This window comes from Streptomyces sp. NPDC006368 (genome assembly GCF_040612535.1).
Classification (GTDB): Bacteria; Actinomycetota; Actinomycetes; order Streptomycetales; family Streptomycetaceae; genus Streptomyces.
In genome coordinates this window covers 106,556-122,033 of sequence record NZ_JBEXQK010000003.1, presented here as the reverse complement: position 1 = coordinate 122,033, position 15,478 = coordinate 106,556, and the positions used below count along the sequence as shown (strand labels likewise).

The following is a 15,478-nucleotide window of genomic DNA, read 5'->3' as shown; positions in this document are numbered from 1 at the left end:
TTGAAGTCGTAGGTACTGCTACGCCGAGAGCCCGTATCGCAGCTGCAGAAGCCGGACAGCCAAGGAAGCGCCTGCCCGGAGGGATGGCGCCTCGACAACCGAGGGGACATACAACAGATGCGAGCGCGGCCTGCTCCGTCTGAGGCGCGCAGGCCCGCAGCGCAACCTTTAGCATACGGGGACGGTCGGACAGGGTCAATGCGCGAAGGCGCACACCCGGGGCAGAACCCCGCATACCCGGCACATTTAAAGTTTCCCGAGGCCATCGCGGCCGTATGGAGGCGCAGGTGACCGCGCGCTCCTGGACGAAACCACAACGGCGGGGCGGGATGATCCAAGAGTACGAACCGGAAGCCACGCGGCGACGAGCCGACGACGCGGAGAGCAGCCGGGCCAATCGCGGCTGGTGGGACCGGAACGCCGACGAGTACCAGACCGAGCACGGGGCCTTCCTGGGGGACGACCGCTTCGTCTGGGGCCCCGAAGGGCTGGACGAGGCCGACGCGCGGCTGCTCGGGGACGTCTCCGGGCTGGACGTCCTGGAGATCGGCGCGGGCGCCGCGCAGTGCTCGCGCTGGCTGGCCTCGCGGGGCGCCCGCCCCGTCGCCCTGGACCTCTCCCACCGGCAGCTCCAGCACGCCCTGCGGATCGGGGCGGACGTACCCCTGGTGCAGGCCGACGCGGGAGCGCTGCCCTTCCGGGACGGGTCCTTCGACCTGGCGTGCTCGGCGTACGGGGCGGTGCCCTTCGTCGCCGATCCGGTGCGGGTCTTCCGCGAGGTGCGCAGGGTGCTGCGGCCGGGCGGACGGTGGGTGTTCTCCGTGACCCACCCCATCCGCTGGGCGTTCCCCGACGAGCCGGGCCCCGAAGGGCTGTCGGTCTCCGCGTCGTATTTCGACCGCACCCCTTACGTCGAGCAGGACGACGAGGGGCGCGCGGTGTACGTCGAGCACCACCGCACGATCGGGGACCGGGTCCGGGACGTGGTGGCGGGCGGGTTCCGCCTGGTCGACCTGGTCGAGCCGGAGTGGCCGGAGTGGAACACCCAGGAGTGGGGCGGCTGGTCCCCCCTGCGCGGAAACCTGATCCCCGGGACCGCGATCTTCGTCTGCGAGCGCGCGTGATCCGTGACGAGGGCCTGGCCCTTCCCGTACGGACCGCCCTGCCCGAGCTGGAACGGGCCCTGGACACGCACGGGGCGGCGGTGCTGTGCGCCCCGCCCGGGAGCGGCAAGACCACCCTGGTGCCCCTGGCGCTCGCGGAGCGCGGCGCGCGGGTGCTGGTGGCCGAGCCGCGGCGGATCGCGGTGCGGGCGGCGGCGCGGCGGATGGCGTGGCTGCTGGGCGAGGAAACCGGCGGCCGGGTGGGGTTCACCGTGCGTGGCGAGCGGACCGTGTCGCGCGAGACGGTCGTCGAGGTCGTGACGACGGGTGTCCTGCTGCAGCGGCTCCAGCGCGACCAGGAGCTGGCCGGCGTCGACGTGGTGATCCTCGACGAGTGCCATGAGCGGCACCTGGACGCGGACACGGCCGCGGCGTTCCTGCTGGACGTGCGGGAGACCCTGCGGCCGGAGCTGCGGCTGGTGGCCGCCTCCGCGACGACCGACACGGAGGGCTGGGCGCGGCTGCTGGGCGGCGCCCCCGTGGTGGAGGCGACCGGCGTGGGCCACGCGGTGAACGTGGCATGGGCTCCGCCGCCCCGGCCGGTGCGCCCGCCGCACGGAATGCGGGTGGACCCGGCGCTGCTCGGGCATGTCGCGTCGGTGGTGCGGCGGGCGCTGGAGGAACGCGCGGGGGACGTGCTGTGCTTCCTGCCGGGCGTGGGGGAGATCGCTCGGGTGGCGGGGCTGCTGAACGGCCTTCCGGACGTCGAGGTGCTCCAGGTGCACGGGCGGGCGCCGGCGGCGGTGCAGGACGCGGTGCTCTCCCCCGGGCGGGGTCGGCGGGTCGTCCTGGCCACATCGGTGGCCGAGTCGTCGCTGACGGTGCCGGGGGTGCGCGTGGTGGTCGACTCGGGGCTGGCGCGTGAGCCGCGAGTGGATCACGCGCGGGGCATCGGCCGGCTGACGACGGTGTGGGCGTCGCAGGCCGCCGCCCGGCAACGCGCGGGGCGTGCGGGGCGTGAGGCTCCGGGCACGGTGTACCGGTGCTGGTCGGAGGCGGAGGACACGCTGCGGCAGCGTTTCCCGGCGCCCGAGATCCAGCTGGCCGACCTGACCGGGTTCGCGCTCCTGGCGGCTGCCTGGGGTGACCCGGACGCGGCCGGTCTGGCGTTGCTGGACGCGCCGCCCGCGGGGGCGATGGGGGCGGCGCGGGCGGTGCTGTCGGCGATCGGGGCGGTGGACGCGGCGGGCCGGGTGACGGACCGGGGCGTGCGGATGTCCCGGCTGGGTGTGCACCCGCGGCTGGCCCGGGCGCTGCTGGACGGGGCGCCGCGGGTGGGGGCGCGGCGGGCCGCCGAGGTGGTGGCCCTGCTGAGCGAGGAGCCGCCACGCGAGTACGGCGACGACCTGTCGGCCGCGTGGCACGCGGCCCGGCGGGGCGGCGACGGGTACGGCGCCCGCTGGCGGCAGGAGGCCCGGCGGCTCGCGGGGCAGCTGGACGGTGCCGTGGACGGCGGCCGGTCGGTGCGCGACGACGCGGCCGTCGGGGTCGTCACCTCGCTCGCGTATCCGGAGCGGGTGGCCCGGGCGCGGGGTGAGGGGGCGTTCCTGATGGCTTCGGGGACGGGCGCGGAGCTCGCGGAGGGATCCGGTTTGCGGGGTTCGGAGTGGCTCGCCGTCGCCGTCGCGGACCGGCCCGCGCATGCCGCTTCCGCGCGGGTGCGGCTGGCCGCCGTGATCGACGAGGACGCGGCCCGGGCTGCCGCCCGGGAACTGCTCGTCGCGGGCGAGGAGGTGCGCTGGGAGGACGGTGACCTGGTCGCCAGGTCGGTGGAGCGGCTGGGCGCCGTCGAGCTGACCGTACGCCCGTTGCGGGACCCGGCTCCCGCGCTCGTACGGGAGGCGCTGGTGGAGGGGTTGCGGCGGGAGGGGCTCGGGCTGCTGCGCTGGTCGCCGGAGGCGGTCGGGCTGCGGCAACGGCTGGCGTTCCTGCACCGGGTGGTCGGCGGGCCGTGGCCCGATGTGTCGGACGCGGCGCTGCTGGAGCGCGCCGGGGAGTGGCTGGAGCCCGAGCTGTCCCGGGCACGGCGGCGGGCCGACCTCGGCCGTATCGACGCCGGTCAGGCGCTGCGGCGGCTGCTGCCGTGGGCGACCGGGGACGCCGCGCGCCTGGACGAGCTGGCGCCCGAGCGGATCGAGGTGCCGAGCGGGTCGCGGATCCGGGTCGAGTACGGCGACGGTGACCAGCCCGTTCTGGCCGTGAAGCTGCAGGAGATGTTCGGCCTGGCCGAAACGCCCCGCGTGGCGGGCGTTCCGGTTCTGGTGCACCTGCTGTCCCCCGCCGGCCGGCCCGCGGCCGTCACGGCGGACCTGGCGTCCTTCTGGCGTGAGGGATACCGCTCCGTGCGGGCGGAGCTGCGCGGCCGGTACCCGAAGCATCCGTGGCCGGAGGACCCGTCGGCGGCGGAGCCGACGCGCCGGACGAACGGCAGGCGCTGACCGGCCCGCGGCTGCGGCTGCGGGAAGGGGTGCGGCTGCGGGGAGGGGCGCCGGGACGCCGCACGCCCCGCCGGACGGCTGCGGCGGGGCGTGCGGGGTGCGGCGTGGTGCCGGACCGGCGACCGGTCAGGCGGACTCCTCGACCTCGACCTCGACGGTCAGGGTCGCGCCGCCCGCGGTGGTGAGACGGAGCAGGAAGGTGCCGGTGGCGCCGTCCGCGTACATCTTCGGGAGGGTGACGATGCCGTCGGCGTCGGTCTTCAGGGCGTCGAGCGTGCGGACGGGCTTGCCCTGCTCGTCCTTGAAGTAGGGGCCCTTGTCGTTGACGGTGGGGTCGTCCGCGGCCTTGACCAGGGTGGCGGTCACCGCGACGCCGGACGCGACGGCGCCCTTGTACGTCGCCTTCACCCGGACCTGGTCGGCGAACTCCGCCTCCGGCTCGGCCGTCAGCGCCTTCTCGTCCGTCCTCGCCAGCGCGTCCGCCTCGCGGGCGGTGACGGTCGCGGTGTAGTCGACCGCGGGCAGGGAACGGCGTACGACGGTGGCCCGGACGGTGAACTCGCCGGTCCGCTCGCCCGCCTGGATGCGCGGCGCGGTGGCCGTGCCGTCGGCGTGCGTGGTGACGGTGGCGCTGGTGACGGCTCCGGTCCCGGCCGTGAAACGGGCTTCCGTGGCGCCGATGATCTCGAACTTCACCTCGACCTCGGCGACCGGCTTGCCCTTCGCGTCGAGCGCCGCGACCTCGGGGCGCTCGGTGAAGCGGCTGCCCGCCACCGCGGTGAGGTCGGCGGTGCCGGCGTCCTTGAGGAGCGCGACCCTCTCGTGCGGCAGGGGCGCGGGCTTCGGCGGTGTCGTCGGTTCCGGCGGTGTCGTCGGCCTGGTCGGGGGGGTGGGCGTCGGCGTGGTGGGGGTGGTCGGCTCCGGCTTCGTCGGCGTCGTGGGAGTCGTCGGGGCCGGCTTCGTGGGCGCCGGGCCGGGCGTCACCGGGGGCACGCTCGGCGTCGGCGTCGGTGTGGGGGTCGGCGCCGGGAGGGTGTCGCTGCGGTCGACCGGCAGAGCGCCGGTGCCATCCGGGATCCGGTGCGTCCCGCGCTTGTAGTACTCGAACCACGACAGAACCGTACGAAGGTACTCAGTTGAGCGGTTGTAGCTCAGAATCGCCTTGTCGAGGTCGGCCTTGACGGCGAGGTCGCGGTTGTTCGCGCACAGGTACATGCCGGCCGCCTGCGCGGCGTCGTAAATGTTGTTCGGGTCCTTGCGGCCGTCCCCGTTGGCGTCCTGGCCCCAGCTCTCCCACGTGGACGGGATGAACTGCATGGGGCCGACCGCGCGGTCGTGCGTGGAGTCACCGTCGTACGCGCCGTTGTCGGTGTCGGAGATGTTGGCGAAGCCGACACCGTTGAGGACGGGGCCCAGGATGGGCGTGAGGGTGGTGCCGTTGGCGTCGACACGACCGCCGCGCGCCTGACCGGACTCCACCTTGCCGATGCCCGCGAGGAGCTGCCAGGGCAGGTTGCAGCCGGGGTCGGCGGCCTTGAGGTGCTGCTCGGCCTGCTTGTACGCGGCGAGGACGGTCGCCGGTATGCCCGCCTCCGCGGTGCCCGTGGCGGGCAGGTCCACGGAAGCGCCCGGCTTGTTGGGTGTGTTGAGCGGCGGCAGGTCGGTGTAGTAGGGGGAGTTGCCGGTGGCCGACGTTCCGGGGGGCGGCGGGGTCGCCTCGGCGGCCTGCTGGTCGCCGCCGTCGGCGGAGGGCGTGACGCCCGGTGCCTGCGAAGCGGAAAGAGCGGCCACGGCGGCCGCGGCCACCGCGGTGCTGGTGGCTCCCTTGCGCAGCCGGCGCCCCATGTGCCCTGCCATACGTGTGGTCCCTCCCCGTTGACGGCTGCCCGCGCTCCCCAGCGCGGGACTGTGCAGACACTACGTCAACTCGGGGCGTCGGCACAGCGCCGTCTGACCGGTTTTCACGTATTCGTCACTCCTTGGTTCACCGGAATGCGGAGTGCGAAGGTCACGCATACTGGCCGCCGTTGACTCATCGCTCAAGGGGGACCGCCCATGCCGTTCACGCTCAGCCATGCGGTGGCCGTGCTGCCGGCGATACGACGGTCCGGAACGGCGCGCGGACCGCTCGTCGCGTCCGCGCTCGTCGCCGGCTCGTTCGCGCCCGACATGACGTATTTCGCCGACACCGCGCTGCCCGGCGCGATGCGCTTCGGGGACGTCACGCACGGGGTGGTGGGGGTGGTGACGGTCGATGTCGCCATCGCGGCGCTGCTGGTGGGGGTGTGGCTGATGGTGCGTGAACCGCTGGTGGCGCTGTTGCCGGAACACCGGCAGGGGCGGGTACTGGCGCTGGTACGGGGGCGGCCCTGGCGTGAGCGGCGGCTTGCCGCGCTCGCGGCGTGGTTCTACGTCTCGGCGGTCATCGGTGCGACGACGCACGTGGTGTGGGACGCGTTCACCCACCTGGACCGGTGGGGCATGAAGGTGCTGCCGGTCCTCGGGGAGGTGGTGGCCGGGTTCCCGATGTATCTGTACGCGCAGTACGGCGGTTCGGCGGTGGCGTTGGTGGTGCTGGTGTGGTTCGTGGGCAGCGCGGTACGGCGCATGCCGGCGGGGCCGGCTCCGACGCCGGCTCGGGTCGCGGTTCCGGTGCTCGGGCCGCGGGGCCGGTGGCTTGCGGTGGGGCTGCTCGGCGCGTGCGTGGTGGCGGGGGTCGTGCACCGGTGCGCGCGGTGGTACGCGTACTGGGGGCGGATCGAGACACCGCTGGACATCATCCCCACGGCCTGCTTCGGCGCGGGGGCGGGGCTGGCGGGGGGAGTGCTGCTGTACGGCGCGGCGATGCGGCTGCGGCCGGCGGCCGGGGTTCGGGGCGCGGCGGGTCAGGGGGCGGGGGACTTCTCCGCCCGCAGACCCTGACGGGGGGAACGAGGTGCGGTGGCTGACGCCCCGCTCCCCCGCTCCCCCGCAGCTTCCTCGCGGGGACGGCCCTGCCGGACGGTCGTCCCGCGCCGGTCAGTGGGGCGGCGGCCCCGCCCCCGCCCCACTGCGCGGCAGCTGCGACGCGCCGCCGCCGCGCAGGGCGATGTCAGGGACGGGCGCACCCGGGTCGTGCTCGCGTTCGCCGACTCAGTGGGCCGCGGAGTCCCAGTTCAGGCCCACGCCGACCGAGACGTCGAGGGGGGCGCGGAGGGTGACCGCGGTGGACATCTCGTGGCGGACGATCTCCTCGACCCTGGTGCGTTCGCCCGGGGCGACCTCCAGGACGATTTCGTCGTGGACCTGGAGCAGCGTCCGGGTGGTGAGGTCCGCCTCCCGCAGCGCGCGGTCGACGCGGAGCATCGCGACCTTCACGATGTCGGCGGCCGTGCCCTGGATGGGGGCGTTGAGCGCCATCCGCTCGGCGGACTCACGGCGCTGGCGGTTGTCGCTGTTGAGGTCCGGGAGGTAGCGGCGGCGGCCGAGCATGGTCTCCGTGTACCCGGTGGCGCGGGCTTCGTCGACCACGCGGCGCAGGTAGTCCCGCACCCCGCCGAACCGCTCGAAGTAGGTGTCCATCAGGGCGCGCGCCTCGCCCGCCTCGATGTTCAGCTGCTGGGAGAGGCCGAAGGCGGACAGACCGTAGGCGAGGCCGTACGACATGGCCTTGATCTTGCGGCGCATCTCCGCGTCGACGGCCGACCTGGACACGCCGAACACCTGGGAGGCGACCGTGGTGTGGAGGTCCTCGCCCGAGGTGAACGCCTCGATCAGGCCCTCGTCCTCGGAGAGGTGGGCCATGACCCGCAGCTCGATCTGGCTGTAGTCGGCGGTCATGAGCGACTCGTAACCCTCGCCGACGACGAACCCGTGCCGAATCGCGCGGCCTTCGTCGGTGCGCACCGGCACGTTCTGCAGGTTGGGGTCGGTGGACGAGAGGCGTCCGGTCGCCGCGACCGTCTGGCTGAAGGTGGTGTGGATGCGCCCGTCCGCGGCGATCGTCTTGATCAGGCCCTCGACGGTGGAGCGCAGCCGGGCCTGCTCGCGGTGGCGCAGCATGATGACCGGCAGCTCGTGCTCGGTCTGTGCGGCGAGCCAGGCGAGCGCGTCCGCGTCGGTGGTGTAACCGGTCTTGGTCTTCTTCGTCTTGGGGAGGTTCAGCTCGCCGAAGAGCACCTCCTGGAGCTGCTTGGGCGAGCCGAGGTTGAACTCGTGGCCCACCGAGGCGTGGGCCTCCTTCACGGCCTGCTGCACCGCGCCGGCGAACTGCTGCTCCATCGCCTCCAGATGGGCGCGGTCGGCGGAGATGCCGTACCGCTCCATCCGGGCCAGCAGCACCGACGTGGGCAGTTCCACGTCGTGCAGCAGCTCGGTCGCGCCGACTTCCTCGAGCTTCTCGCCGAACGCGTCCCCCAGGTCGAGGATCGCGCGGGCCTGGGACATCAGGGCGTCGGCCTCGGCCTGTTCGTCGGTGCCGAAGGCGAGCTGCCCGTCGGCGGCGGCGGGGGCCAGCTCGCGGTGGAGGTACTCGACGGACAGGGCGTCCAGGGCGAAGGAGCGGCGGCCGGGCTTGACCAGGTAGGCGGCGAGGGCGGTGTCCATCGTGATGCCCTCGATGTGCCAGCCGTGCTCGGGGAAGACCCGCAGGGCGTCCTTGGCGCTGTGCAGGACCTTCGGCCGGGCCGGGTCGGCCAGCCAGGCGGCGAAGGCCTGCTCGTCGGCCTCGTCCAGCTGGGTCGTGTCGAACCACGCCGCCTTGCCGTCGGCGCCTGCGAGCGCGACCTCGCTGACGTTGCCCACGCCGAGGGCCCAGCCGGCGACGGTGGCCATGCCCAGCGGCTGCCCGCTGTGCCGCTCCAGCCAGGAGGCGAGCTCACCGGCGCCCAGTACCGTGCCGTCCAGCTCGACTCCGGCCGCGGGGGCCGGGGCCTCTTCCTCCTCCGCGCCCGGGTCGACGGCGAGGAGCCGCTCCCGCAGGCTCGGGTTGCGGATCTCCAGGACTTCCAGGAACCCCTTCAGCGCGGTCCTGTCGTACGGCGCGCGCTCCAGGTCGGCGACCGACTTGGGCAGTTCCACGTCCCGCACCAGTTCGGTCAGGTGGCGGTTGAGCTTGACCGACTCCAGGTGGTCGCGCAGGGCCTGCCCGACCTTGCCCTTGACCTCGTCGGCACGCTCGACCAGCGCGGCGAACGAACCGAACTGGTTGATCCACTTCGTGGCGGTCTTCTCACCGACCCCGGGGATGCCGGGCAGGTTGTCCGACGGGTCGCCGCGCAGGGCGGCGAAGTCCGGGTACTGCGCCGGGGTCAGGCCGTACTTCTCCATGACCTTCTCCGGGGTGAACCGGGTCAGCTCGGAGACGCCCTTGGTGGGGTACAGCACGGTGACGTGGTCGGAGACCAACTGGAAGGAGTCCCGGTCACCGGTGACGATCAGCACCTCGAAGCCCTCGGCCTCGGCCCGCGTGGCGAGCGTGGCGATGATGTCGTCGGCCTCGAAACCGTCCACCGCGAACCGCACCGCGTTCATCGTGTCGAGCAGCTCACCGATCAGCTCGACCTGCCCCTTGAACTCGTCGGGGGTCTTGGAGCGGTTCGCCTTGTATTCGGGGAAGTCCTCCGAGCGCCACGTCTTGCGGGACACGTCGAACGCGACCGCGAAGTGCGTGGGCGCCTCATCACGCAGCGTGTTCGCCAGCATCGACGCGAAGCCGTAGATGGCGTTGGTCGTCTGCCCGCTCGCGGTGGTGAAGTTCTCCGCGGGCAGCGCGAAGAACGCCCGGTACGCCAGGGAGTGCCCGTCCATGAGGAGCAGGCGCGGACGGTTGTCGTCTGGGGTCTTCTTCGATGCTGTCTCAACCACGGACACGATCCTGCCACGGACCACTGACAACGCCGCCCACGACCGAGGGCCGGCACCGGCTGTCAGCGGCGCGTGACAGGATCGGAGTCGTACACCGAAGACGACCGCTCAAGGGAGAGCGCGATGGTCAGCAAGCCGCCCGCGGACGACCCGGTCCAGGACGCCCCGCAGGTCGAGGCGGTCCGGCACGCCGCGGCCGGCCTCCCCGCGATCGCGCACACACTGAAGGTGGCCCAGCAGCAGATGGGCGTGCGGCGCACGGCGCGGACCCTGCTCAAGGTCAACCAGAAGGACGGCTTCGACTGCCCGGGCTGCGCCTGGCCCGAGGAGGACAAGCGGCACAGCGCCGAGTTCTGCGAGAACGGCGCCAAAGCGGTCGCGGAGGAGGCGACGCTGCGCCGCGTCACGCCCGCGTTCTTCGCCGCGCACCCGGTCGCGGACCTGGCCACCCGCAGCGGGTACTGGCTGGGGCAGCAGGGCAGGATCACGCATCCGATGCTCCTGGATGCGGGCTCCGACCGGTACGAGCCGGTGACCTGGGAGCGCGCCTTCTCGATCATCGCGGAAGAGCTGTCGGCGCTCGACTCCCCCGACGAGGCCGTCTTCTACACCTCGGGCCGCACCAGCAACGAGGCGGCGTTCCTGTTGCAGCTCTTCGCCCGCGAGTTCGGCACGAACAACCTGCCCGACTGCTCGAACATGTGCCACGAGTCGTCCGGCTCCGCGCTCACCGAGACCATCGGCATCGGCAAGGGCAGCGTCTCCCTGGAGGATTTGCACCGGGCGGACCTGATCATCGTGGCCGGGCAGAACCCGGGCACGAACCATCCGCGCATGCTCTCCGCCCTGGAGAAGGCCAAGACGGCGGGCGCGCGGATCATCTCCGTGAACCCGCTCCCCGAGGCGGGCCTGGAGCGGTTCAAGAACCCGCAGACCGCGCGGGGGATGCTGAAGGGCACCGCGCTCACGGACCTCCACCTCCAGATCCGCATCGGCGGCGACCAGGCCCTGTTCCGGCTCCTCAACAAGTTGATCCTGGAGACCGGGGGCGCGGTCGACGAAGCGTTCGTCCGCGAGCACACCCACGGCTTCGACGAGTTCACGGCCGCGGCGCGGGACGCCGACTGGGACGAGACGCTGGCCGCCACCGGTCTGGAGCGCGCCGCGATCGAGCGGGCCCTGAGCATGGTGCTCGCCTCGCGGCGCACCATCGTCTGCTGGGCCATGGGCCTCACCCAGCACAAGCACTCCGTGCCGACCATCCGCGAAGTCGTCAACTTCCTGCTGCTGCGCGGCAACATCGGCCGCCCCGGCGCGGGTGTCTGCCCCGTGCGCGGTCACTCCAACGTGCAGGGCGACCGCACCATGGGCATCTTCGAGCGGCCGGCGCCCGCCTTCCTGGACGCCCTCGACAAGGAGTTCGGGATCACCTCGCCCCGCCATCACGGTTTCGACGTGGTGCGCGCCATCCGGGCGCTGCGCGACGGCCGGGCGAGGGTCTTCTTCGCGATGGGCGGCAACTTCGTCGGCGCGACGCCCGACACCGAGGTCACCGAGTCCGCGATGCGCCGGGCGCGGCTCACCGTGCACGTGTCGACCAAGCTGAACCGTTCGCACGCGGTCACCGGCACGCGCGCGTTGATCCTGCCCACCCTGGGCCGCACCGACAAGGACGTGCGGGAGAGCGGCAAACAGTTCGTCACCGTCGAGGACTCGATGGGGCTGGTCCACGCCTCGCGCGGGAACCTTCCGCCGGCGAGCCCGCACCTGCTGTCCGAGCCGGCGATCGTGGCGCGCATGGCGCGGGCCGTGCTGGGTGAGGCGTCGGCCACGCCCTGGGAGGAGTTCGAGAAGGACTACGCCACGATCCGCGACCGCATCGCGCGCGTGGTGCCCGGTTTCGAGGACTTCAACGCGAAGATCGCCCGGCCCGGCGGTTTCGCCCTGCCGCACGCCCCGCGCGACGAGCGACGCTTCCCGACGAAGACCGGCAAGGCCAACTTCACCGCCGCCCCCGTCGAGTACCCGAAGGTCCCCGAGGGCCGGCTGCTGCTGCAGACGCTGCGCTCCCACGACCAGTACAACACCACGATCTACGGCCTCGACGACCGTTACCGGGGTATCAAGGGCGGGCGCCGCGTCGTGCTGGTCCACCCCGAGGACGCCGACGCGCTCGGACTGGCCGACGGCTCCTACGCCGACCTGGTCAGCGAGTGGCGGGACGGCACCGAGCGCCGCGCGCCCGGCTTCCGGGTGGTGCGCTACCCGACCGCGCGCGGGTGCGCCGCCGCGTACTACCCCGAGACCAACGTCCTGGTGCCGCTGGACTCCACCGCCGACGTCAGCAACACCCCCGCCAGCAAGTCCGTGATCGTGCGTCTGGAACAATCACCCACCGCCTAAGCGTTCGCTCAGGCAGTAGCACCGCGCACACGCCGTACGACGACGAACGGAGCCGGGCCCCATGGGCGAGCAGACCACCACGACTTTCCCGCAAGAGGTCATCGACGAGTACGCCGCGCTCGGCGTGGACCTGCCCGCCCTCTTCTCCGCCGGGCACCTGGGCACCCGCATGGGCGTGCGGATCGTGGAGGCCTCCGCCGACCGGGTGGTCGGCACGATGCCGGTCGAGGGCAACACCCAGCCGTACGGGCTGCTGCACGGCGGCGCCTCCGCCGTCCTCGCCGAGACCCTCGGCTCGGTCGGCTCGATGCTGCACGGCGGCGTCTCCAGGATCGCCGTCGGCGTGGACCTGAACTGCACGCACCACCGCGGGGTGCGCAGCGGACTGGTGACCGGTGTGGCCACCCCCGTCCACCGCGGGCGCTCCACCGCGACGTACGAGATCGTCATCACGGACGAGCAGGACAGGCGGGTCTGCTCGGCCCGCCTGACCTGTCTGCTCCGTGACGTCTCCCCCCGGGACGCCGACAACATCCCCGCGGCCGGCGCGGCCGACGGCTCCACGGACTGAGCCGGCCCGCCCGCCACCCGGCACCGGCGCGCGGACCGGGCGCGGACCGGCGCGCTCCCCCGGGCCGCCGGGCCCACCGACCGGCTACGGGCCGGCTACGGGCCGGCTACGGGCCGGCTACGGACCGACGGGCGCCACCGGCAAGGTCACACTGCTGAGCCCGGCCCGGACGGACATCCTCGTCCCGGCCGGGTGGCGGAGGGTGAAGTCGTGGTCCGTGGAGATCAGCACCACACCCAGCCGGTGCCCCTTCCTGATGACGTAGTCCTGCGGCTGCATGGCCCACCGCAGCCGGTACTCACGGCCCTCGACCAGTGGCGACTGCCGCGCCACCGAGTCACGGTTGCGGGCGTCGAGCCAGCCGCGCGTCACGATCCTGAAGTCGGCGGTTTCGGTGCGGTGCCGTGTGCGGTAGGCGCACCCGGTGTCGCCGGGGACGCCCTCGCCGTAGCAGACGAGCCGCGAGGTGTCGGCGACCGTTCCGGCCGTCGCCCGGGTGTCCGTGCCGTAATCGACGAGCAGCGCGCTCGTGTAAGGGGACGTGCCCTCCAGCGAGGCCCGGAGCGACACCTCGGGCGTGCCGTTGATGCGCAGGTCCCTCGGCAGTGGCCCGGTGGTGTACGCGAGACGGTTGGGGTGGGGCGCGTCGGGGCCGGTGACGAGTTGTTCGGCGCGGAGGGTGCGGCCCGCGTCGTGCAGGGTCTGGAGCACCGGCCGGCCGGGCAGCGGGGACAGCCCGCCGTCGGCGTTCAGCCGCAGGGTCAGGTCCCGGGTGCCGGGGCGGGGCCAGTCCGTCTGCCGCTGCCAGGAGAAGTCGGCCTGTTCGACGTCGACCCGGGGTCCGTCGAGGGCGCCGTTGTCCAGGCCGTACAGCCAGAAGTCGTACCACTGGTGCAACTGGGTGAGCCATTCCTCCATGCGCAGCGGCATGGGGTTGCTGTGCCCGGCCTGGTGGAGCCACAGCTTGCGCGGCACGTGGTGTTTCCTCAGCGCCTCCCACAGCTGTGCGGCGTGCCGTGTTTTGACGTTCCAGTCATTGAGCCCGTGCACCAGGAAGACACCGGCCTTGATCCTGCGCACGTCGGGCAGGTAGTCCCGATCGCGCCAGAAGCGGGTGTAGTCGCCGGTCGTACGGTCCTGCTCGGCGGTGAGGCGGTCGAGGAGGGGGACGCAGATCTCCCGGTCGGCGCGGCTGTACACGGCCTTGGCCAGGACGTCGGCGTCCTCTCCCTGGAAGCCGCCGGGTGCCACGACCCCGCCGTTCGCCCGGTAGTAGTCGTACCAGGAGGAGATCCCGGCGATCGGCACGATCGCCTTCAGGCCCTCCACGCCGGTGGCGGCGACGGCGGTGGGCAGGGTGCCGTTGTACGAGATGCCCATCATGGCGGCGTTGCCGGTGGACCAGTCGGCGGTGGCCGGGCGGCCGTCCTCGGCGTTCCAGGCGCGGGCGCGGCCGTTCAGCCAGTCGATCGCCGCCTTCGCGCCGAGTGTCTCCTCGCGGCTGCCGGACGTGGGGCAGCCGGTCGATCCGCCGGTGCCGATGCTGTCGACGTGGGCGACGGCGTAGCCGCGGGGCAGGAAGTAGTTGTCCGTGTAGCCGGGGAAGATCACCGAGGAGGTGGAGACGGAGCCCGCGGAGCCCACGGTTCCGGCCGAGCCGTCGAAAAGGCCCGGAAGGCCGTCGCGCCCCTTACCGCCCGGCAGCCCGTCATCCTCGACGTCCACGGGGTGGAACGGCACGTCGTTGCCACCGCCCCAGTAGGGGCTGGCTTCGATGATCGTGGCGACCTTCAGCCCGGCGTCGGTCTCCTTGGGCCGCAGGATTCGCACGCGTACCGTGTCGCGCTTGCCGTCGCCGTCACTGTCCGTCTCCGTTTCGACGTCCACCCGCTGGTCAACGGCGTCCGCGCGGGAGAAGACGGGCTGGGTCCGCTCACCGGTGACGCGGAGCGCGGGACGCTCGTCGTCCGCCTGCGCGGGGGGCGAGGGGAGGGCCGGCAGGAGTAAGGCGGCCAGCGCCGCCACGCCGATCCGGCGGCTTCTTCCGGGGGTACGCCTGCGGGAAGGGTGCGCGGGGTGGGGGTTCGTACCGAAGGCGCGTACGGCGTCTCGTACGCGGATGGGTCTCGCCATCGTGCCTGCCTCCAGGGCCGGGGGGTGTGACGATCACGCGGGAAGCGCGGCACACATTCCACCGCTTCCACCCCCGCGGCACCACCCCAACACCCCCGCAAGCATCGGCCATTGTGTGACCGAAGGTGACCACCAGGCGATTTCCCCCCGACATTCGGGGCAACTCCCGGAACCACGTCACTCCGCGCCCGAACGCGGCGGGCGGCCCCGCGCGCCCTTCTCATCCCGTCACCGGCAACGCTGTGTTCGACATACGGACCCCCCGCACCGCCCAGCAGTACACCGGCGGACCTCCGCACCGCCCCCGCCGCCCACCGGAGCAAGAAAGCGACGAAGGGCAGCAGTTGGACAACGCCCGACCGGAAGCGAAAAGGCCCGCCCCACCAGCGCCTGGGGAGATCCATGACGACACTCCCGCCGCCGCCCGCGCGCCTCGAGCGGCGCGAGCGACACCACCCACGCGAGGGCACGGAAGGCGGCGCCGCGACCGATCCACCGACACTCTCCCCCTCGCCGCGAAGCCGGCGGCGGGACCACCGGCCGCGCCGGAAGCCGGCGCCCTCACAACGCCGCCGACGCCGGCCGGCCCCGACCGGAACGACACGCGCCGCCGTAACACTGCGTAACAAGCACGCAATGAGGAACGGAGGGGTACCGACCGGTTGCTTCTTCGCCACGACGACCCGCCCGGACGGCCTGCCAGGCCCATCACGCCCGAGGCTCCTGTCAGCAGCAAGATCGACGCAAGCCCCTGAGCGGAACTGCGGGTTCTCACTATGTGAGCACCACGGCACGTACGGAACGCCCGGTTGTGTCCACAGGACGTCCACGCACCCAACCCTCTGCGATAACAAGACAGTCACATCCTGACTCTCCCTGGTCCCGGACTCCGTCGGCTGCGCTTAGAGTCACCGCCAGTCACCGCG

Annotated in this window: 8 protein-coding genes; 5 read left to right on the top strand and 3 right to left on the bottom strand. The window is 72.9% G+C overall.

What is annotated here, in order from left to right:
• The first annotated feature begins 329 nt into the window (after positions 1-329).
• Both ABZZ38_RS04075 and hrpB read left to right on the top strand, forming a co-directional pair.
• Positions 330-1,124 (top strand): methyltransferase domain-containing protein, encoded by a 795-nt coding sequence (locus ABZZ38_RS04075; RefSeq protein WP_356735486.1) that lies wholly within the window; start codon positions 330-332, stop codon positions 1,122-1,124.
• Entirely contained in the window at positions 1,121-3,601 is a 2,481-nt protein-coding gene (gene hrpB / locus ABZZ38_RS04070) for an ATP-dependent helicase HrpB (protein WP_356735484.1), read from the top strand. The genes ABZZ38_RS04075 and hrpB overlap by 4 nt, the downstream gene beginning before the upstream one ends.
• A gap of 126 nt (positions 3,602-3,727) precedes the next feature.
• On the opposite strand, the gene ABZZ38_RS04065 is transcribed toward hrpB, so the two are convergent.
• Complete coding sequence (locus tag ABZZ38_RS04065) at positions 3,728-5,458, bottom strand: lytic transglycosylase domain-containing protein (protein WP_356735482.1); 1,731 nt, start codon at positions 5,456-5,458, stop codon at positions 3,728-3,730.
• Between the two features lie 198 nt (positions 5,459-5,656).
• Here ABZZ38_RS04065 and ABZZ38_RS04060 point away from each other — a divergent pair, with 198 nt between their 5' ends.
• On the top strand, positions 5,657-6,523 hold the full coding sequence (locus ABZZ38_RS04060; protein ID WP_356735480.1) for a DUF4184 family protein: 867 nt from the start codon (positions 5,657-5,659) through the stop codon (positions 6,521-6,523).
• A 210-nt stretch (positions 6,524-6,733) separates the two neighbouring features.
• On the opposite strand, the gene polA is transcribed toward ABZZ38_RS04060, so the two are convergent.
• On the bottom strand, positions 6,734-9,388 hold the full coding sequence (polA, locus tag ABZZ38_RS04055; protein ID WP_356735860.1) for a DNA polymerase I: 2,655 nt from the start codon (positions 9,386-9,388) through the stop codon (positions 6,734-6,736).
• Positions 9,389-9,568: 180 nt separating this feature from the next.
• On the opposite strand from polA, the gene ABZZ38_RS04050 reads away from it, so the two are divergent.
• Entirely contained in the window at positions 9,569-11,848 is a 2,280-nt protein-coding gene (locus tag ABZZ38_RS04050; protein ID WP_356735478.1) for an FdhF/YdeP family oxidoreductase, read from the top strand.
• Positions 11,849-11,909: 61 nt separating this feature from the next.
• The gene (locus ABZZ38_RS04045; protein ID WP_356735476.1) at positions 11,910-12,419 is read left to right on the top strand and encodes a hotdog fold thioesterase; all 510 of its coding nucleotides are present in this window, start codon (positions 11,910-11,912) and stop codon (positions 12,417-12,419) included.
• A 117-nt stretch (positions 12,420-12,536) separates the two neighbouring features.
• Here ABZZ38_RS04045 and ABZZ38_RS04040 read toward each other — a convergent pair whose 3' ends face one another.
• The gene (locus ABZZ38_RS04040; protein WP_356735474.1) at positions 12,537-14,552 is read right to left on the bottom strand and encodes a Xaa-Pro dipeptidyl-peptidase; all 2,016 of its coding nucleotides are present in this window, start codon (positions 14,550-14,552) and stop codon (positions 12,537-12,539) included.
• Positions 14,553-15,478: the final 926 nt, after the last annotated feature.